Source organism: Halorussus pelagicus, assembly GCF_004087835.1.
Classification (GTDB): domain Archaea; phylum Halobacteriota; class Halobacteria; order Halobacteriales; family Haladaptataceae; genus Halorussus; species Halorussus pelagicus.
The window spans coordinates 2474932-2494555 of record NZ_CP035119.1 but is presented as its reverse complement, the minus strand read 5'-3'; the positions used below and the strand labels follow the sequence as shown (position 1 = coordinate 2494555).

The 19624-nt window shown below is 69.9% G+C and carries 17 protein-coding genes; 3 read left to right on the top strand and 14 right to left on the bottom strand.

Translation table 11 applies throughout. The features are described 5' to 3' along the window. Nucleotides 1-230: 230 nt before the first annotated feature. The 3 genes from EP007_RS12645 to EP007_RS12635 all read right to left on the bottom strand — a co-directional run bounded on the left by EP007_RS12645 (nt 231) and on the right by EP007_RS12635 (nt 2112). Entirely contained in the window at nt 231-1331 is a 1101-nt protein-coding gene (locus EP007_RS12645) for a glycosyltransferase family protein (protein ID WP_128477996.1), read from the bottom strand. Between the two features lie 105 nt (nt 1332-1436). Then, the gene (locus tag EP007_RS12640; RefSeq protein WP_128477995.1) at nt 1437-1733 is read right to left on the bottom strand and encodes a ribbon-helix-helix domain-containing protein; all 297 of its coding nucleotides are present in this window, start codon (nt 1731-1733) and stop codon (nt 1437-1439) included. Nucleotides 1734-1854: 121 nt separating this feature from the next. Beyond that, entirely contained in the window at nt 1855-2112 is a 258-nt protein-coding gene (locus tag EP007_RS12635) for a MarR family transcriptional regulator (RefSeq protein WP_128477994.1), read from the bottom strand. A gap of 254 nt (nt 2113-2366) precedes the next feature. Here EP007_RS12635 and EP007_RS12630 point away from each other — a divergent pair, with 254 nt between their 5' ends. Next, complete coding sequence (locus tag EP007_RS12630) at nt 2367-2651, top strand: hypothetical protein (protein ID WP_128477993.1); 285 nt, start codon at nt 2367-2369, stop codon at nt 2649-2651. Here EP007_RS12630 and EP007_RS12625 read toward each other — a convergent pair. Beyond that, nucleotides 2648-3838: an MFS transporter gene (locus EP007_RS12625; RefSeq protein WP_128478594.1), complete on the bottom strand. Its 1191-nt coding sequence runs from the start codon at nt 3836-3838 to the stop codon at nt 2648-2650. The two genes, EP007_RS12630 and EP007_RS12625, sit on opposite strands and share 4 nt — an antisense overlap. Nucleotides 3839-3966: 128 nt before the next feature. On the opposite strand from EP007_RS12625, the gene EP007_RS12620 reads away from it, so the two are divergent. Continuing rightward, on the top strand, nt 3967-4164 hold the full coding sequence (locus EP007_RS12620) for an HVO_0758 family zinc finger protein (RefSeq protein ID WP_128477992.1): 198 nt from the start codon (nt 3967-3969) through the stop codon (nt 4162-4164). A gap of 25 nt (nt 4165-4189) precedes the next feature. Here the strand turns inward: EP007_RS12620 and EP007_RS12615 are convergent, their stop codons facing one another. Beyond that, nucleotides 4190-5278 carry an aldo/keto reductase gene (locus tag EP007_RS12615; RefSeq protein ID WP_128477991.1) on the bottom strand — a complete coding sequence of 363 codons (1089 nt, stop codon included), beginning with the start codon at nt 5276-5278 and terminating at the stop codon, nt 4190-4192. 129 nt (nt 5279-5407) lie between these two features. Here EP007_RS12615 and EP007_RS12610 point away from each other — a divergent pair, with 129 nt between their 5' ends. Continuing rightward, entirely contained in the window at nt 5408-7846 is a 2439-nt protein-coding gene (locus EP007_RS12610; RefSeq protein WP_128477990.1) for a DUF5059 domain-containing protein, read from the top strand. A gap of 67 nt (nt 7847-7913) precedes the next feature. On the opposite strand, the gene EP007_RS12605 is transcribed toward EP007_RS12610, so the two are convergent. The 9 genes from EP007_RS12605 to EP007_RS12565 form a co-directional block, all read right to left on the bottom strand. Beyond that, nucleotides 7914-9098, bottom strand: coding sequence for a DHH family phosphoesterase (locus EP007_RS12605; RefSeq protein WP_128477989.1), 1185 nt, complete (start codon nt 9096-9098; stop codon nt 7914-7916). A 70-nt stretch (nt 9099-9168) separates the two neighbouring features. Then, entirely contained in the window at nt 9169-10056 is an 888-nt protein-coding gene (locus EP007_RS12600; RefSeq protein WP_128477988.1) for an SDR family oxidoreductase, read from the bottom strand. Nucleotides 10057-10453: 397 nt separating this feature from the next. Continuing rightward, complete coding sequence (locus tag EP007_RS12595) at nt 10454-10888, bottom strand: DUF5791 family protein (RefSeq protein ID WP_128477987.1); 435 nt, start codon at nt 10886-10888, stop codon at nt 10454-10456. Between the two features lie 399 nt (nt 10889-11287). Beyond that, on the bottom strand, nt 11288-14455 hold the full coding sequence (locus tag EP007_RS12590; protein ID WP_128477986.1) for a DUF7286 family protein: 3168 nt from the start codon (nt 14453-14455) through the stop codon (nt 11288-11290). After that, on the bottom strand, nt 14452-14982 hold the full coding sequence (locus EP007_RS12585) for a DUF7284 family protein (protein ID WP_128477985.1): 531 nt from the start codon (nt 14980-14982) through the stop codon (nt 14452-14454). Before EP007_RS12585 ends, EP007_RS12590 begins: the two co-directional genes overlap by 4 nt. Then, nucleotides 14979-15380: a DUF7285 family protein gene (locus EP007_RS12580; protein ID WP_128477984.1), complete on the bottom strand. Its 402-nt coding sequence runs from the start codon at nt 15378-15380 to the stop codon at nt 14979-14981. The genes EP007_RS12585 and EP007_RS12580 overlap by 4 nt, the downstream gene beginning before the upstream one ends. Then, nucleotides 15361-15825, bottom strand: a complete 465-nt coding sequence (locus tag EP007_RS12575; protein ID WP_128477983.1) for a DUF7283 family protein — start codon at nt 15823-15825, stop codon at nt 15361-15363. The genes EP007_RS12580 and EP007_RS12575 overlap by 20 nt, the downstream gene beginning before the upstream one ends. 89 nt (nt 15826-15914) lie before the next feature. Beyond that, on the bottom strand, nt 15915-17633 hold the full coding sequence (locus EP007_RS12570) for a type II secretion system protein (protein ID WP_128477982.1): 1719 nt from the start codon (nt 17631-17633) through the stop codon (nt 15915-15917). After that, entirely contained in the window at nt 17630-19534 is a 1905-nt protein-coding gene (locus tag EP007_RS12565; protein ID WP_128477981.1) for an ATPase, T2SS/T4P/T4SS family, read from the bottom strand. The genes EP007_RS12570 and EP007_RS12565 overlap by 4 nt, the downstream gene beginning before the upstream one ends. Nucleotides 19535-19624: the final 90 nt, after the last annotated feature.

The window sequence follows — 19624 nt, the reverse complement described above, 5'->3', positions numbered from 1 at the left end:
CCCCACCGCAACAGCACAGCACCCCACCGCAACAGCACAGCACCCCACCGCAACAGCACAGCACCCCACCGCAACAGCACGGCACCGCGCCCCGAACCTCCCCGCTTCTCGCCGAGCGCAAGCGCGGCGCGTTCCGTGGTCCGTGAAAATGCGCTCTCGCGTGGTTCGCGGAGATTCGCTCTCGCGTGGTCTGAGAAAATACCCGCCTCAAAAGGTGCCCGAGTTCGCCCTCAGTCACGGAGGTCCGCCACGTCGCGCCGGGAGGCGTCCAGCACCTCGCGGGGAGCCAGTTCGACCTCGCGCCACGCCGGAAGCCGCCGGTCGCCCTCTGGCGGAGCGATGGCTTCGGCGTAGATGTCCACCTGCTCGCGCTCCTCGCTCCGGTCGTAGTCGAGTCCGTTGAACCCCGCGTCGGCGGCGTACTGCTCGACGAACTGTTCGGCGACCGCCCGGTAGCGGTCCGGCAGGGTCTCGTAGTCGGGAGTCACGCCGTGCGATTCGACCGCACGCAGGAGCGCCGCCCCGACGTGACGGCTCATGTCCGAGAGACCCGTCGGTCCCGAGACGGCGCGATGGTCGTGTTCGTAACGCCCGAGGTCTACCTGCGCGCTGGCCTCGAACCCGGCGTGGGCGAACGCCTCGCCGAGCGTGCCGACCTCTAACCCCCAGTGGCGCTCGACCCGGAGCGAGTTCACGAGGTCCGCCGTCGCCCCGAACTCGCCAGCAAGCGCGTACCGGAACGAATCGAGATACTTCAACACCGCCGCGTCCGGCTGGGCGTCGGCGAGCGCGCGCACGAGCGGTGCGTAGAACAACCGACAGAGCCGCCCGTAGAGCTTCCCGTTCTCGACGCGCGCGTAGTACCCCTTCGAGAACTCGTAGCCGGACGCGAGCGGATAGAGGAGACGCGCCACGTCGCCGCCCTCGTAGGTCTCGGCGTCGGCGTCGTGGACCGCGACGTACTCGCGGCGCGCGGCGGCGACCCCGAGCGCAAGCCACACGTCCCGGCCCTTCCCGGCCTCGCCGTTCAGGCCGCACTCGCCCAGCAGGTCGGTTACGCCCGGTCCGTTGCACCAGACCACCGACAGCGGCAGGTCGAACCCCTCCAACCAGTCCAAGAACGGCGCGACCTTCTCGGGGGGCGCGCGCAGGGCGACGACCACCTCGCCGGGCGCGACCGTTTCCAACTCCGAGAGGACGCGCTCAGCGGCGAGTCCGGCGTACTCGCGCTCGGTCATCGGCACGACCACCGCGGCGCGGTCGGTCGGCGCATCCGGAACGTGGCCCGTCAGGTCGTGTAGCGTGGCGACTCGCTCCTGTCCGTACTCCATCGCGTGGGGCTTAGGAAGGAGGGATTGAAAAGGGAGCGAAAGCGGCGACGGGCGGGTGGCTTCTCGGCGTCTCGATTTTCGGTCAGTCTCCGCGTCCAGTCTTCGTCACTCGTCATCCTCGTCCCGGCCCATCATCTCGGCGACTTCCTCTCGTGAGACCAACTCCGCGCTACCCGACCGCAGTTCGTGTTCGCTCGCCGCAATTTTCTTCCATCCTTCACGCGAGAAGTTCGGGTGCTTCACCGCGTCACGGGCCGCGTAGCGAAGGAACTCACTACGAGAGCTGAAGCCCTGTTCCTCCCACGTCGTGTCGATGTCTTCGAGGAACGCTTTGCTCAACCGGAGGTTGATTTGGACCATCTCCGGCCCGTCGTTGCCAGTCCCGGTGGCGGCATCGGACATATACGGATGCTTTAGGTTCGTATATGAATGAATCTTCCCACGCGCCTCGTCGGCTTCGAACGTCGCGCGAGGGTCATCTACGACACTGTTCGCCCAGTTCAACGACTGTCGATTTCGCGTCTTACTCTTCTATCTCCGCGGCGTCCAAGTCGCCGTTCAGATACCGCTTCCCGTCTTCGGTGATCGAATAGACCCCGTTCCCCAAATTCACGAGTAAGCCGTACTCCGTTAATCGTTGACAGCGCGTATTGATGTGCTGTCGTGAGAACCGCACTCGGTCGTCTTCGTACATCTTGGTCGGGGTCGCCGGACCGTGTTCGTTCACGAACTCCAGAATCCGGTCGTCGGCGATAGACATCCACTCGGCGGAGAGACGCATGCCCCTCGATTTAGCTGAAAGTCGTATATTTGCGGCGTATAGTAAACTATACTGTCTTTGTAGGTATTTTACAGACTATGAGTAAACTATATTTGACTCAGGGGATAACCCAACGATGGGAGCAGTCTCGGTCCGATGATGAAACTCGGCGCTACCACTCAGGGCAGTCTGCTTCCACATCATCATGTACGCGCTACCTTCCCAACGTTCGAGGGTATTGATTGCTAACCAAACATCCCGAGGAGGTCCGACCCGTGACTAACACCGACGACTGGGAACAAGTTGCTCGTCGGACGGTGGCCCACTCATTGGATTGTCTCCTCGACGACACGGCGTCAACTATCGAACCCGTAGCAGATACCGTCTATTGGAGTCACGACGTGACCCCCGAGCAGGTCGATGCAATGCGCCAACTCGCGTTCGAGTTGGAGTACGCCACCGAGGAGTACGTCGCGCGCCTCTGCGAGGAGACGACACCGTGGGACGACGACGCCAACCGTATCGTTTCTCGACTTCCCGATTCCCCTAACGACACTTAGCCAGCCACCGAGGGGTCCTCCTTGCCCTTCGGCAACTTGTCGGCCGCCCAGAGGACCACCAGCACGGCCAGCACGCCGACCAACACGCCGCCGAACGTCCGAAACACCGTGTCGTAGGCGAACCCGGCGTCCACGAGCGTCCCGACGGCGACGCTCCCGGTGGCTTGGACGATCATCATCGCGCCGCTGTACAGCGAGTAGGCGCTCGCGCGGTTCTCGTCGGGGAGCGAGTCGAGCAGATAGGTGTCGAGCGCGGGGAAGAGACTGTGGATGACGTAGCCCAGAATCGCCGTGACGACCGCGAGCGCGAGGAGTCCCTGTACCGCGGTCAGCGCGAACAGGCAGGCGATGAACCCGCCGAGAATCGACAGCATCAGCGGAACGTGGGGCAGTCGGTCGGCGAGTCGCCCCGTGAGCCAGAACGCCGGGACGCCCGCCGCGAACACGACCGTCAGGAGCGTGTTGGCGGTTCCGGGGTCGATTCCCTTCGTCGCCGTGACGTACTTGATGTAGAAGTTAAACAGACCGTTCCACGCGAACCCGGCCATCCCGAGGATGGCGACGCCGCTCACGATGATGGGCCACTGCCTGCGGGCCGCGGCGAGGAGCGCACGGTCCTCGGACCCGGCGTCGGGCATCTCGGTCCGCTTGGCGGTCCGGTAGAATACTCCGGTCGCGGTCGCCGCGACGACCGCGACGATGACGAAGACGCCCCGCCACGGGGCGAACGGCACGGTTCCGAAGAGGTCCTGCCAGAGACCGGCCGTCAGGACCGCGCCGACGAACAGCGGCGCGGCGACCGCGGCGAGTTGACTTGCGGTGCCGTGAATCCCGAGCGTCCGACCGACTCGCTCGGGGTAGAGTTCCGAGATGAGCGGGTTCGCGGCGATGAAGTACGCGCCGCTGGCCACGCCCATCAGGAACGCGCCGAGACCGAGCATGACCACGGAGTTCGCAAGGGCGATGAACGCCGCCGACCCGGTCAGCACCGCGCCGGTTCCGAGGACGACCTTGTGGCGCTCGACGCGAGTCAGCAGATAGCCGGTCGGAATCCGCGGCGTCGCGCTCCCCAACCACGCCAGCGTGGCTATCAGTCCTGCCGTGGACTCAGTGAGCGTGAACGCCGTCGAGAGCGGTTCCAACAGCGGCGCGAACACCACCCGTCCGAGGTTGACCAGAAACACCATCGAGCACATCGACGCGAAGACCCGACCACGTGACACACACGAGGCTATTCCGAGGGGACAGTCAAACCTTCCGAATCCGGCGAAGTGGCCCGTACTCTTTTCATTCTTCTGGTCGTAGATATCTGGCCATGAAATCAATCCGTCGCGGTCTCTGGGACGGCGAAGTCGCCAAGGACCCCCGCGGCAGGTTCTCGTGTCGCATCTGCCGGGAGCGTCTGGCGGCGCACTCCGAGACCGAGGACGGCGGCGTCGTTCGGTGGTGTCCCGACTGCGACCGCGCGTGGAAGACGAGGGCGACTCCGCGCTGGCGGACGACCGGCGGGTAGTGTGGGTCTGCTGTCGCGGCCGCGATTACTCGAACACGGCGTCGAAGGCGTCCGCCCCGAGGGGTTCGAACCGGCCCGCCTCGACGTTCTCCTCGACGTGTGCCGGGCGACTCATCCCGACCAGTGAGGAGGTGACGCCGGGCGCGCTCCGGGCGAAGTTGATGGCGCGCTGGACCGTGGTGTCGCCCTCCAAGCGCTCGCCCACGTCGGCGGGAATCTCGGCGGCCAAATCGCCCTGCGCGATGCTGGCGCTGGTGAAGACGTTCAGGCCCGCCTCGTGAGCGAACCAGAGCGCGCTCTGGGGACCCTCCGGTCCCTCGTGGGACTCGACGGTGAACGCGTCGGCCATGAAGACGTTGAACGGCAACTGAATTGCGCGGAGGTGAGTCGCCGTGTTCTCGGCGGCCTTCGCGGCCTTCCGGGCGCGCGAGACGATTTCGGGCAGCGAGAGATACTCGTCGTCTCCCTCGGGCACCCGGAGACCGTTCCACGTCGCCACGCCGTACTTCGAGATGTCGCCCGCCGCGGCGCGCTCTTCGAGGCGCGTGAAGGTCGCTTCCAGTTGGTCGTAGACCTCCTCGCGCGAGCGAGCGTGGAGTTGCGTCTCCGGGTTGTGGACGTAGTAGAGGTCGATTTCCTCGACGCCGAGGTTGTCGAGCGACTGGTCTAACTGGTCGTCGATGAACTCGGGCGCGATGCAGTGGCTCCCGCGGGCCAACTCCTCGCGCTCCACGAGTCCGGAATCGACGAACTCCCGTTTGACGTACTCGCCAGGGTCCTCGGGCCGGGACCCGTCGAAGGGCAGAAAGCCACCTTTCGTGGAGACGAACACCGAATCGCGGTCCACGTCGGCGTCCTCGATGGCCCGACCGACCGCGCGCTCGCTCCGCTGGCACCGATAGTTGCTGGCGGTGTCCACGACGTTGACGCCGCGTTCGAGTGCGGTGGCGATGGCGTCGCGGTAGCGCGCGTCCACCTCGTCGGTCGGGTCGCCGAGGTACGTACCGAGACCGATAGAGGAGATGGCTAACCCGTCGAACCGCCGGAAGTAGGTCCGTCCGAAGTCGTCGCCGTGTTCCTGTTTGTACTGGTACGCGCCGTCGTCGGTGGCCATGTCCGAGCGTAGCAGTTCTATCGGGATAAGCCCGCAGGATTTCGCGCCCGCGAACCGAAACGAGTCCGAGTAATTTTTAGTCTCGCCAAAATCAGAACGCTTTTAGTTTTTAGGTGCCCCTAAAACACTATGGCGACGAATCGACGCGATCTGCTGAAAGCGGGGAGCGCACTGTTTGCAGGCGTATCGTTGGCTGGTTGTGGCGGTCAATTGGAGAATGCGGCTCCGACGTCCTCCGAGGACGGGGAGGCGAGCGCGCCGGACTCTGCCGCCCTCGCGGTCGCGGCCGAGTGGAACGTCTACCGGTCGGTGGCCCGCGACGCGCTCGCGCTCGGCGCGGCGGGTGAGTTCGACGCCGGGGCGCGGCGGTCGGCCGACGCCTTCGAGAAGTTCGAGAAGGCGTCCGGCGAGTGGGGCGCGCACGAAGCGCTCGAATCGACCGAGGGGAACCACTACGAGGAGTTCGAGGAGGCGCTCGGTCAACTCCGAGAGCAAGCGACCGGCGAGAACATCGAGGAGATGCGCGTCGAGGCCGACCTCGTCTCGAAGCACCTCGGGGCGGCCCAGACCGAGCGCGTCGGCGAGGCGAACGCCCGCGCGCTCGACCTGCTGGCGCTCGGGTCGCGGGCGTCCACGGCAGCCGCACTCGCTGGCGCGGGGAAGTTCGACGCCGCCGCGACAGTGGTCGATGACGCCGCCGAGGACTTCGAGCAGTCCGACGCTCACGGCGCGCTCGAAGACGCCGACGCCGAGAGCTACGAGGCCTTCGAGACCGCGCTCGAAGCGGCGAAGAACGCCGCCAGCGACGAGCGGGCGGGAGACCTCCGCGAGCAGGCGAGCGCGGCGCTCGACGCCGCGGCGACCGGCGCGTACGCCCTGGCCGACAGCGAGCGCGCCGCCGGAGCGGGCCACCTCGCAGCTGTGCAGGCCCGCGGTTACGACGCCGGGGCGCTGGCCTCGCTCGGCGGCCCGTCGATAGACTTCGCGCACGCCGCCGCGCTCAACGGCTACCGAGCGAGAGCGTACGACGCCGCGTGGCTGACCGCACGCGGGAAGACCGAGCGCGCGAAGCGGGTTGCCGAGGACACGTTCGCGCATTTCGAGGGCGCGAAGGCCCACGAGGCGCTCGAAGAGGCGGACGGCGAAGCCTACGAGGGGTTCGAGAGCGGACTGGAGGACCTCGCCAGCGCGGCCGGGAACGGCGACGCGGAGGCCGCCGCGAAGGCCGCCGACTCGGTGGAGAAGCACCTCCGGGCGGGCATCTCGGCGCTCGCCACCGACACCGAGGCTGCGGTCCTGCAGGCAGCGTTCTTCCGGGCGCGATTCGGCGACGCCCGCGAACTGCACGCGCTCGGCGAGAGCGAGGCGGCGGCGACCGTCGCAAGCGGTCTCTTTGAGCGATTCGAGGCGGACCAACTCGGCTTCCACGAGACGCTCGAAGGCGCGAGCGAGGACCTCTACGAGACCTTCGAACACGAACACCTCAAGGAGGGGCTGATTCCGGCGTTCGAGAACGGAGACGATGAGGGCGTGGCGACCCACTTCGAGGGCGCGACCGACGCGCTGTTCCAGTTCGAGACGCAGGTCGGGTCCGCGGCGCAGGTGAGTCCCGCCGAGAGCGGCCTGATGAGCGCCCGCGTCTTCGACGCCGCGGCACTTTCGGCGTTCGGAGAGTCGGCCCGCGCGAAGACGGTCGTCCAGTCGGCGTTCCAGCACTTCGAGGCGGGCGCGGGCGGGTTCCACGAGGCGCTCGAAAGCGCCAACGAATCGAGATACGAGTCGTTCGAGAGCGCGCTGAACGCCGCGGGAAGCGCGGCGAAGGGCGGCGAAAACGGGCGAGCGTACGCAGAAGCCAAATCGTTCAACGAGGAGGCCGTCGCCGCGAGCTACGACGTCGTCGCCAACGCGGGCGGGGACTTCAGCGGCGCGGCCGAGAGCGTCGCGCAGGACGCCTTCGCCGGGTTCGAAGAAGCGAACGTCCACGAGACGCTGGAGGAGGCCGACGGCGACGCCTACGAGCGCTTCGAGGGCAGTCTCGAAGCGCTAATCGGGGCACTGGCGGACGAGTCGGGCGTGTCCGACGCGCTCGAAGCGTTCGCGCGCGCCTCGGTCCGGGCCGAGTTCGCCGTGGCGGGAGCGACAGAGAAGGCACCGGTCGGCGAGGGCGAGTCCGGCGGCGACGGCGAGAGCGACGAGCAACTGAGCGGCGGTCCGAACGTCGTCGAGGGCGTTCCGGACGACGCCGACCATGTGGTGAAACTGAACGCCGTCGCGTTCGACCCGGCGGAACTGACAGTCCAGCAGGGCGACACGGTGGCCTTCGAACACGCCGCCGGTGAACCCCACTCGGTCACTGCCTACGGAGAGAAGATTCCGGAGGGGGCGAACTACTGGGCGTCGGGTGACTTCGACTCCCAAGAAGCGGCCGCTGAGGGCTGGGAGAACGGGAGCGGCGCCGTCCAGTCGGGCCAATCGTTCGTCCACACCTTCGAGACGACCGGGACCCACGAGTACTTCTGCATCCCGCACGAGGCCGCGGGCATGACGGGGAAAATCGTCGTGGAGTAGCGCATCCGTCATTAGAGTCGCGCGAAAGTCACGGCGTACGGCCGGGACCCTCGGACGGTAGCCCGGTTCACACGTCGCCGTTGAGCGCCGAGAACACGTCGTCGGCGAGTTCGGCCTGCGACCACATCGCCGTCTCCCCGCCGCTGGCGAACGTCGCGCCCTCGACGGGAAGCTGTCCGCCGCCCATGCGGGCGTGGCCGCCCGCGCTCGCGCCGGGAATCTCGTCGGCGACGCTCTCCAAGGCCTTCCCCATGTGGACCCGGTCGTCGCGCGACCGGCCCGAGAGGTGGACCGTCTCGTCGCGCCGTCCGTAGATGACCACCGCGGTCACGCCCTCCAGTTGGAGGAGTTCGTCGGCCGCTTGGGGGATAGCGTCAACGTTGTTCACTCGCCCCACGTCGCTGACCGCGAACGACCCGCGCACGTCGCGGCCCGTGATAGCGCGGGACTTGACCTCCAGCACTTCGGCGCTGACTTGCGGGTTGGCGATTCGGTCGAGCAGGTCCTCATCGACGCCCCCGTAGAGGTACGCCGCCGCGTGGAACTCCGCCTCGGTACACCCGTTCGTGAGATGTTTTGTGTCCGACTGGATACCGTAGAGCAGGCCCGTCGAGATCTCCGGAGGGACCTCGAAGTCGTTCGCGCTCTCGTCGTCGGGACCGACCGGAGTCGCGCCCACGTCCTCCAGATACTCCGCGACGATGGTCGCGCAGGCCCCGTAGTCGGTTCGCTGGTCGGTGAAGCGCTCGCCGGTCCCGTTGCCGGGGTGGTGGTCCACGACCGCGTAGGGTTCGAGTCCCTCGGCCCCCTCGAACCCGCGGGGCGTGTTGTGATCAACCAGAACCACGTCCTCGCAGGCGACCTCGCTGACGTGGTCGATTTGGTCGAGTTCGAGGTCGAGGACGGTTCGGAACGCCCGGTTTTGCTGGTGGCGAATCTGGCCAGCGAACTGGAGGGTCGCGTCGGTGCCGACCTCGCTGGCCAAGTGGGCGACGCCGATGGCACAAGCCATCGCGTCGGGGTCGGGATTCGGGTGCATCAGGATGGCGACCGCCTCGCGCTTGGCCAGCGCGCGCTTCAGACGGGTCCCCATCGGCCGCCGAATCCAGCGGACGACCAACCAGAGCGACGCCACCAGCGCAATCGCGCCGAGGGCAACGGCCCCCGCGAGTTCGGGCGAACTCAGGCCCCACGCCTCGGCGGCCCGAATGAACTCCCGAACCCGCAGTTGCGGAAGGGCTGGCAGTTGCATGACTCGCATGGACGGTCCCGACGAACAAGAAATTTTCCCGAAATGTAGAACGTTGAGCGATTCGGCCGAGTTAGTTCCGGTAGGTCTCGATTGCGTCCCGATAGCCCTCCCGATAGGTCGGATAGCTGAACTCATAGCCGAGCGTCCGCAACGTCTCGTTGTCGCATCGTTTGCTGGTCAGAATCCGGCGTCGGACGCGCTCGGAGAGGTCGTCGTTGGCCAGTCGCTCCTCGGCAGTCTGCTTGGGCGGGGTCGGCTCCCCGCACTCCTCGGCCAGCCAATCGGCGAACTCCCACTTCGAGACCGGTTCGTCGTCCGCGACCAGCACGACCTCACCGCGCGCGAGGTCCTCGTCCAGCAGGAACCGGACCGCGCCAGCGGCGTCGTCGCGGTGAATCATGTTCAGGTAGCCCTCCGTGACCGGTCCCTCAAGATAGCGCTCCAGTCGTGTCCGGCCGGGACCGTAGATTCCCGCGAGGCGCGCGACGGTGCCGTCAATGCCGTGCTTGGGGGCTTCTTCGAGCGCCACGCGCTCGGCCTCCGCCAGCACCTCGGTCTTGTCGGTCCGGGGGTCGAGGGGCGTCTCCTCGTCCACCCAGTCACCGCTATGGTCGCCGTAGACGCCCGTGCTGGACGTGTAGACCAATCGCTCGGGCGGGTTCTCTCGCCCGCCGAACTCTTCGATAGCGGTGCGTAACCCCTCGACGTATATCTTGCGTGCGGCCGCCGCGTCGCGTCCGCCCGAACTCGCCGCGAAGACCACGGCGTCCACGTCGGGCACCGCGGTCAGCGAGTCCGCGTCAGTCACATCGGCCCGGACCGCCTCGAACCCCGCGTCCTCAATGGCGGCGAGACCGTCGTCGGAGCGCCGGACACCCACCGCGCGGTGGCCCGCCTCGGTCAGTTGGCGGCCGAGTTCGAGACCGACGTAGCCACACCCGAGTATCGCAACGTGCATGCTCGGGCGTTGGGCCGTGGCCGGGATAACTCCCGCGGCGTAGGAGCATTCTGTGAGATTTCGTTTCTGTTTTTCGTAGGATTGAGTTTCCGACTTGGCGCGTGGGGGCGCGACGCCCACGGCGTCGCGCCCATTTGCGCGAGGTCGTCGTGAACGGAGGTGAACGACGGCTCGTCGGACGGGGTTTGTCCGACGGTGGATGAGGACCGCAGGGAGCGAAGCGACCGAGGACCGCAATCGGTTGGGGAGGACCTGGCCGTCGCGGTGCTGTGCGGTTGCGGTGACTCCTTGGCTCACGCCTGAAGCTAGCCCACTGTCTCGTTCGACCGCCCATGAGGCCGACCAGAAACGAATCGTGAATCAGCAAACAGCAAGACGACCCAAACCACCCAGAACGCTACCGCTGGCGACTGGCGATGAAGTGGTGAAGCGTCGCGTACTCGTCAAGGGTCATCGGCGCGCGCCCCTCGACCTTCTGGTGAACCTGCTTGCCGTCCAATTCGTCGATTTCTGCGGCGATGGTGTCCACATCGAGGACCGCCGTGGTCATCCCCATCAGGAGCGTGTCTCGAATCTCGGCGACGATGGCGTCGGCGGGCGGCGCATCCTCGTCGAGCGCGGCGACGGCGGCGGCGTCCTCCAGCGTCAGCTCGTCGGCGACCCCGGCGTCTTCGTCGGCCAGCATAGCAATCGTCTCGCGGTCCACGCCGGTCTCCTCGGCGACCGAATCGACGCCGCGGGCCGCGACGATGGCGGCGAGGTCCGTGACGTAGTTCGCGCGTACCTCGTCGGCAGAGGTCGATTCGGGGTCCTCGATGTCGTCGTAAATCATGGTCGAAGCGAGGGTCCCCTGATTGAAAGGGGTTTCACTTCGATAGACGGGTGTTCTCGGTGGTTCGGTGGGGTTGATGTTGTCCGCGGGGCAGCTGTCTGGAAGGCGGGGAAGAAGCTAGCTTCAGGCGTGAGCGATGGAGTCGCCCGCACGGCACCGCACCGCGACAGCAAGCCTCACGCCTCCCCAACCGCCTGCGTTGCTCGGTCTCCGCTTCGCTCCGACCTGCGCTACTCATCCACCGTCGGACAAACCCCGTCCGACGAGCCGTCGTTCACGTCCGTTCACGACGACCTCGCGCGGAACGGCGCGACGCCCGGCGGCGTCGCGCCCGCACGCGCCGGAGTGGAGAATACCGCCGTCACGCCACCGACTCTCGAACCACCCAGAGACGCCTGCTTACGACGACCACCCCGGCGAGGTTTCGTCCCGAGTGCCGTCCCTGTCGCCGACGCCCGGCGGACCGGGCGGCACGACCACCACGACGGTCGTCTCCGTTTCGAAGGAGACCGGCGTCGTGCGCCCGAGGACTTCGGACTCGCCGTCCTCGTCCCAGTCGAGACTCACGGTCCCGTTTTCGCGGACGTAGGCCACCGACTCGCCGGGTGGCCCTTGGGGCGCGCTCACCGCGAAGCGGGCGTACTCGCCCTCCACGCCGACCGACCAGACGTTGAGTGTCGCGTACCAGTAGCCCGGTACGGGCGCGACGGGCAGACCCGAGGGGACCGCGCCCAACACCTCGCCGAACCACCGCTTGCTGGCGACCTCCGTCGCGTTTCCGAGACCGGCCTTCACCGCGCGCTTCAGCGCGGTCTTCGCCACGTTCCGGGTCTCACTCGCCGTCCCGTTCACCGTCGAGCGCGGCGGTCCTTCGACCTCCTCGCGGACCGACTCGACGGCCAACTCGGTCCGCAGGTCCACCCAGTCGCGTCGGTCGGAGCGCCGGAGGGCGGGCCGGTTCCGGACCACAGCCTCGGCGATGGCCTCCGCGGCCGACCCGTTCGCCACCGCGAGCGCCCGCCCAGCGGTCGTGTCCCACTGCGCCAGTCCCGACGCGACGGCGGCCCGGCGCTCGGTCTCGGTCAGGTCGAAGCGCGACAGCGCCATCCCGGCGACCAACTCCCGGCGAACGTCCGCCATCGACGAGGCGAGCGACTGCTGAAGCGAGTCGCGCCGCCGCGCCAGACTCCGGTTGTCCTCCTCCGCGAGCGTCCGGTTCGCGGCCCGGAGCGCCAGCGCGGCGGTTCGGAGGTCGGTCCGGCCCGACTCGCCGTCGCCGACCACCGCCGAGGCGACCGACTTCGCGGCATCGCCGTAGGGGACCGTGAAGACGTTCCGATTCCGAGCGGCGAGCGGATGGGCCGTCTCGCCGTCCGGAATCGCGGCGACCTGCTCGTGGTCGAGCGAGGACAGCGTGAGGTACGGCGGCGCGCCTGACACGCTCAGGTTGAGCGAGCGCCCCGGCCCGTCGGCGGGCAGGGGCCGCGGCGGCGGCGTCTCCGGCGTCGTCCGCTCGCGGAGAATCTTCCGAGCGCGGTCTAGCGACACCCCCGCGTCGGCGAGCGCACCCTCGACGCCCGTCCGAGTCCGCTCCTCGCGGTCGGCACGCGTCTCCAATCGAGAAACCACTCGGTCGAGGTACGCGGCCCGCGCCGCGACTCGCGCCCGGTCGGCCACGCCGTCGTAGCGGGCGGGCGCGTCGAGGAGCGCCGCGCGCCGACTCCGGACCGTCCGAGCGAGTTCGGCGGTCGGCGGTTCGCCGCCGACCGCCCGATTCCGGGAGACGGTCACCGAGAGGTTCCGGACGCGCTCGCGCAGTGCCACGAGGTCTCGATAGACCCACTCCCGGAGGTCGGCGGGTCGGCGACTTGCGACTTCCTCGGAGCGAGTATCGAGCGTTCCAGCGACCGCTCGCTCGGCGAGTGCGTCGAACCCACCGCGAGAACCGACCACCTGCTCGGTCGCTCGCTCGCCAAACTCCCGGAAGTTCGGTCCGTCGAGCGCGCCGCCGTGCTCGTGGATTCCCGAGACCGGCCGCGAGGGCGCGAGGTCGGATTCGATGCTGTGGTCGCCCGCGACGCCGACGCGCACCGCGAACGTCTCGGTCCACCGCTGGACCGTTTGGCGCGTTTCGGGAGTGTTCGTCTCGTTGCCGCGTTCCCCGCCATCGTTGCCGTCGTTGCCCTCGATGCCGCCCTCTCGCTCCCACTCGGCGACCAGCGCGTGCCTCCGTACGACTCGGTGCGATTCGGTGTCCAGCAGGTGCCACTCCTCCGGAGCGCCAAGCGTCGGCGCGCTTGCGGGACCATCTGCCGACCGCTCGACCGCCGTCCGCGTCCGGACCTCGCTCGACCGGAGCGTCCAGTTCGCGCCCGGCGATTCGAGCGCAGGTCGTGCCTCGCTCTCTGCGGGGTTCTCCCGAACCGCGGCCACGACGCGCGCGTCGGCGGTGTAGGCCGAACGTAGGACCTCCGAGAGGCCGGGACCGTCCGCACCCGACACGAGGTCTGTGAACGCGCGGTCGGCCGTCCGATTCACGCCGACGCGGAGGGACCGCCGGGTCTCGCGCGGATTCTCGGTCAGATTTTTGCTCGTCACCCCGCCGGGCATCGGATTGTCCTGCTGGTACCGCTCTGCCGTCGCCAGCAGTCGCCCGGTCCACGCCGACCCGCGTTGGTTGTCAGCGGCCGTCAACAGGTCTGTCGCGCCGATTCTGGCGGTCGCCCACCCGAGCGCGCGCCGCGCTCGCGGGTCGCTCTTCCCGAAGGCGTCTCGCTGTTCGCGCAGGAGCGCGCCGTTCGCGGCGAGTTCGATGTGGCGGTTCGCCACGACGTTCTGGACCGGCGCGCCGCCGTACTGGGCGTACCCTCGCGCCCACGCCGCGACGTAGAGTCGCGCGGTGAGTCGGCGGCCGAGACCGGGCGCGAGCGGGCCGCGATTCAGCCGGGACTCGAAGCGCACCGTGCGCTCGTGGAGCGCCAGCGCGGGCGTCGCCACGACCAACTCCGGCGCGATTCGCTCGCGCTCGACTACCCGGCCGCCGCGGGTCGCCGTGACGGTAACGTTCCGGATGCGGACCCGCAGTCCGGCGTTCTCCGCGCGGTCCGCGCCGCCCGCGGGTTCGATTTCGACTCGGCGCTTGGCCGCCCGGAGGTCCGAGGCGTTCCGAATCGCCGGAAGCGAGACCGAGGTGCGAACGCCCTCGGACTGGCCGATGTCGGACCGCCCGACGCCGACCGCCGAGAGGTCCTCGCGGGCCGCCAGATAGATGCGGAGTCGGAGCGCGTCGCGGAACGGCGTCGAGTCGTTGAGCGCGCGTCCCGCGGTGGAGTTTCCGGGCGCGGTGACCGGCGCGCTGGCGGCCGCTCGCCCGGCGCGCGCGACCGCGCCGCGGAGCGCGGTGTTCGTCGCGGCAGTGGTGCGCTCGACGGCGACCCCCACCGAGTCGTCCGTTCGGGGGGTCGGCCCGCCCGCCAACGAGGCGCTGATGCCCGCGCTCCCGACCAGCAGGAGGACGCCGACGAGCGCGAAGGGGACCCGGCCCCTGCGGTCCTCGGCCAGTCTCATCTCGACCACGTCCTGACGGTCAGGCGGACCTCCCGGACCGCTACCGCGGCCGCGTACACGTCGGCGTCGGGCGGCGGCGCGGGGCCAGCGACGACTCGGCCGGAGCGCTCGGGAGTCGATTGCGAAGTGGGCGAGTACGAGGTGGGCAAAGTCTCTGACGGTCGCGCGACCACCTGCGCGCTGATTCCGGCGCGTCGGAGCGCCCGCCCGACCGTTGCCGTGGCGGCGCGCACGAAGTCGGTCGCCGATTCCGGCTCTGCGTTCGCCGCGGACGCGCTGGCGAGCAGTCCGGCCAGCGTGTCGTGGACCGTCCGATTCCGGGTGTTCTCGTTGGCCGAGTCCGCCGGTCGGTAGGTCACGCTCGCGGTACTCGTCGCCACCAGGGTCGCGGCTTCGTCCGCAGAGTCCGGTGCCGTCGGAGGTCCGGACCGGCGGTCCTGCGCGGGCGTCCCGGCGAGGGTCAGCGCGCTCGCCGAGACCAGCAGGAGGCAGAGCGACACGTCGAGGACCGTACTAATTGCCCTCACGACCACACCTCCGCGCGGAGGCGGCCTGGGCGGACGCTCCCCGGCGCGATGCGGACGCTCACCGCGAGCGCGGCGTCGTCGGCGCTCGGCGGTGGGGTTGGTCCGGCGTGCCACGACTGTCCCGCGGCTTGGAGCGTGAGGTTCAGGCGGTAGCCATCCGGCCCGGCGCGCAGGCCCGCGGCGAGCGCCTCGGGGTCCGCGATGCCGGTCTCCGTGAGTGCGCGGTTCGCTCGCTCGACGGTCGGGTCGGCGACGTTCCGGTCGGGCGTCGGGATAGTCGCGTCGAGGACGCCAGTGTAGGCAGTCAGCGCGACGCCGACGACGAAGACGGCAACGAGCGCCGCGAGGGGTTCGACCTGCGCGCGGTTCGCGGCGTCGCTACCCGACGAGCGTGACATCGACGCCCTCCCACGAGACTCGGCGGATGGTCAGTCGCTCGCGCGAGCGCCACTCCGGCGTCCGGTCGCGGGCGTCGGCCGCGGCCCGCTGGAAGTCGGCGGGGGTGCCGAAGGCCCGTTCCGGTGGCGTTCCGTGAAGCACGTCCCAGAGCGCGGTGTCGCGCCGAACCGGCGTCACCGGCCCGTAGGCGAACGTCGCATGGCCGGTCTCGCCGTCCTCGCTGAGCCAGAGTCGGTACGGGCCGATGCGGGCGCGCTCGGCAGAAAGCGGATGAAGACCGGTTGTCTGGTGAGCGCTCGCCGCGACGGAATCGACGGTTGCGGCCGCGCCCGCGGCGTCCGGCGGCGGGGCGCGGGGGAGCGTCGCCGCGACACCGACTGCGGTGGCGCTCGCCAACGCGAGGCCGACCCAGAGATACCACGTCTCGACTGGTGCGTCGAACATGGACCGGGTTCGTCCCGTCCTCGGGTTTAAACGTCGGGGTGCGCTCGGTGACGCAGGCCACCGGCGGGGCGGTGCCCAAAACGTCACCGTCACGCCGCGAACCCCGCGCCGACGAAGCCAGCGAGAAACGACCCGACCGCGCCGAGGAGCGCCAGACCGACCCGATAACCCACGAGCGCGCGGTCGAACCCCCGCTCCAGTCCGGTCGCCAGCGCGGTCAGCACGGCGGCCATCAGCAGGACGTAGGCCGAGACGGCGAGACCGAGCGCCGCGGTCGGGAGCGGGTCGCCGAGCGTTCCGGCGGCCATCCCGTCCGCGAGCGCGACCGTGGCCCCGCCGACTAGCGGGCCGAACACCGCCGCGGTGTTCCGGAGCGTCCCGGTCACGCTGGCGAGTTCGCGCCGGGCCTCGCGCTCGACGCGCTGAAGATCGTCAACGTGGTCGGCCATGGCGACAATTGCGCGTCCGGCGGGGCGGCCCTCCCGCGCCGCGAGCGCAAGCAGGGCGGCAACGCTCCGGGCCTGCGGACTCGGTACGTCGGCGAGCGCGCCGTACTCGCCAAGAAACGCCTCGCGGACGCCGACCCGGAGTCGTCGCTGAATCTCCGCGGTCTCGGCCAGCGTCTCGCCCGTGCGCCCGGCGACTTCCGGCGCGGCGTCCGCAATCGCTGACTCGACCGCCGCACTGTCGCTCACGCGCCGACCGACCAGATAGAGCGCGTCGGTCAGGTTCGCTTCGACGGCGCGGGCGTCGTCGCGCACTGCTTTCACCGGCCGGAACCACCAGACCAGCGCCGCGCCGAGTCCGCCGCCAGCGAGCACGGGCCAGCACGTCCACCCCGGAAGCGGCGCGGTGGCGAGCAGCGCGAGGAGACCCGCGCCGACCCCGACCGCGAGCGTCGGCCAACGTCGGTCGGGAATCGCGGGGTGGTCGGGCGACACCTCCGGCGGCGGGAACGCGGCGGGCCGCCGGACCGAGAGCCACGCGCTAGCGCCGACCAGCGCCGCGGGCAGGAGTAGGTCGTAGACGACCACGAGAACCGGAATCGAGAGGGGAAGACCGGCCACGCGCGCCGCGGGGAGGACCGCGACCAGCGCGAGGGGGAGCAGGACGCCGAAGGCGTACAGCGCCGTGGTCGGCCCGCGGACGGATTCGGCGAACTCGGCCATCCGGTCGCGGGTGCCGTCGAGAATCGCGGCCATCGCGCGGTCCAGCGTGGTCTCGCGCTCGCCAGCGGGCGCGTCGGCCGCCGACTCCACCAGCAGGGCCGCGCGCCGGAGCGGCGGGTTCCAGTCGGCCCACGCCGCGCCGAACGACGCGAGACCCGACCGCGGCGTGCCCTCCGCCCGTCGGACGTGTTCGCGGAGGTCGGCGGCCAATCGCCCCTCGCCTCGCGCGGCGAACGCCGCCGCGCGCTCGCTGGCAGGTTCGACGCGCATCCGCAACACTGCCCGTGCGATGAGCGCTGGCGCGGTCCCGAGCGCGGCGGTCCGCCGGGCGGTGGCGAGCGCAATCGGGCCTCGCCGCGCGGCGTGCGCGACGCCGAACGCGACGGCGAGGACGGCCACCGCGGCCGGAATCCGGAGCGGTGCTGGCGCGACTACCGCGAGGGGAACTCCGACCAGCGCGACGAGCGCGGCGGTCCCGTTGCCCGCCCGGACCGTCGTCTCGGCGTCCACCCCGGCATCGAGGTACGCCAGCGCCCGCCGGAGGTCGGCGCGATTCTCGTCGTCGCCGCACCCGACCGACCACGGCCAGCAGGTTGCGAGCCGTCGGACGAGGCGCGCCCACCAGTCCGGTTCGCTCACGACACCCTCCGGTCGGCGTAGGCCGAGACGACCGCTTTCGGGTCCGTTCGGTTCTTCCGAGCGAGGTCGGCGAGCAGGGTCTCGCGCTCGCTCAACGCCTCGCGCACGTCGGCGTAGGACTCCCCGGCATCGGCGAGCGCGGCGACCAACGCGCTGTTTCCGCGGTCGATGCGTCCGGTGGGCGCGAGTTCGTCGTCCCGGACTCGGTAGAGCGATTCGAACCGGTCGCCGTCCACGAGTTCCTCGACAGCTTTCACGCGGCGGCGCTTGCCCGCTGGCGTCGAGACGGCTTCGAGCGTCACCACGAGGTCGGTCGCGGCGAACGATGAAGCCGAGACGCCGAGGTCAGAGACGACGCGCTCGCGGACGCCCGCGCCGCCGTCGCCGTGGATGGTTCCGAGGACGGCGTCGCCGTTCGCGCCGACGCGCATCGCCTCGTAGAGGACCGCGGCCTCCTCGCCGCGGACTTCGCCGACGACGAGCGCACCCTCTCCGAGTCGGAGCGCGGTCCGGAGCGCCTCCGCAGGCGCGAGACCCGGCCCGTCACCGGTCTCAGTCCGAAGCGGTTGGACATCGCGGCCACGGCGCTGGAGCGGTGCGACCGGGAGTTCCGGCGTGTCCTCGATGACGACGGTTCTGGTCGCCGCGGGGAGTTCCCAGCAGAGCGCGCCCAGCAAGGTGGTCTTGCCCGCACCGCGAGGTCCGGCGACGAGTCCGGCCGCGGCGCGTTCGGTGGCCAGCGAGAGGAGCGCGGCGGCGTCAACGGGAAGGGTTCCGTTGCTGACCAGCGCGGGCAGGGTCCACGGCGTCGCGTCGCGGGCGCGGAACGCGAACCCCGGCCCATCGCTTACTGGGTCGGTGACGCCCGCGACGCGGACCGCGCCGGAGTCGTCCTCGTCCGGGCCGACTTCCGCCGTCGCGTCGAGCGTCGGCGCGGCGCGCGAGAACGCACGGCCGCTCTCGCGCCGGAATCGGGAGGCGAGCGCCTGTGCGCCCCCAGTAGTGAGTCGGACGTTCGTCCGCATGCGCTCGCCGTCCACTGTGACCCGCAGGGGGTTCCGGCCGACCGGCGCGGTGGCGAACGCGTCCGAGACCGCGGGGTCGGCGAAGAGGTCCGCGAGGACGCCGTAGCCGCGGGTGTGCTTCCGGAGCGCGGCCGCGAGGGCGTCTACGGGGTCGTCGGAGTCGGCGACTTCCCGGACTGCTCGGCCCGGCGCGCGCTCGCTGGCGGTGGAACTCTCACTAGCAACTGCGCCGTCGGCGAGCAGACCGTAGGCCTCCGCGAGCGCGTCGAGCGCGCTGGCGTCGAACGCGTGTTCGACCGGTTCGAGGTGGTAGGTCCGGAGCGCACGCTCGTCGGCGTAGATTCGGACCGTCGCGCCGGTGTCGAGTTCGCGGGTCTCGGCGAACGTCGCCTCGGGCGGGGGTTCGGCGGCCACGCGGGCCTTCGCAATCGGCGGGCCGACGAAGGGACGGAGCGCGTCGGCGTACCCCTCGACGCGGCGCGCGCACTCGGCGAGACCGGTCTCGGCGACGAGTTCGCCGACCGGTCCCGCGCGGCCGAGGGCGGCGCGAGCGGCGGCGAGCGGGTCGGATTCGGCGCGGTCGGCGAGCGTTCGGTCGTAGAACGCCGCGCGCTCGGCGAACCGTCCGGCCGCGACGAGCAGCGCGGCCGACTCGCCCTCGTAGGCGCGTTCGATGCGCTCGGTCCGGGTCACGACCGCGCTGGCCTCGCGGTCTGCCAGCGCGGCGATTGCGGTCCGGCGGCAGGCCGGTTCGGCCGCGAGGTCGCCCGCGCCGGGGCAGTCCGCGGCGTCGAGCAGGAGGCGGTCGTCCTCGAATCGGGGGTCGCAGGCGCAGTCCGGGTCGTCGTCGCGGAAGCGCGCGAGCGGGTTTCGCATGGGCCGGGGTCGTCCCGTCCTCGGGTTTAAACCCTCGCGTGGGGGAGGGACCCGGCCGCGCGAAGGTTGACCGTAGGTTTATACCCGAAA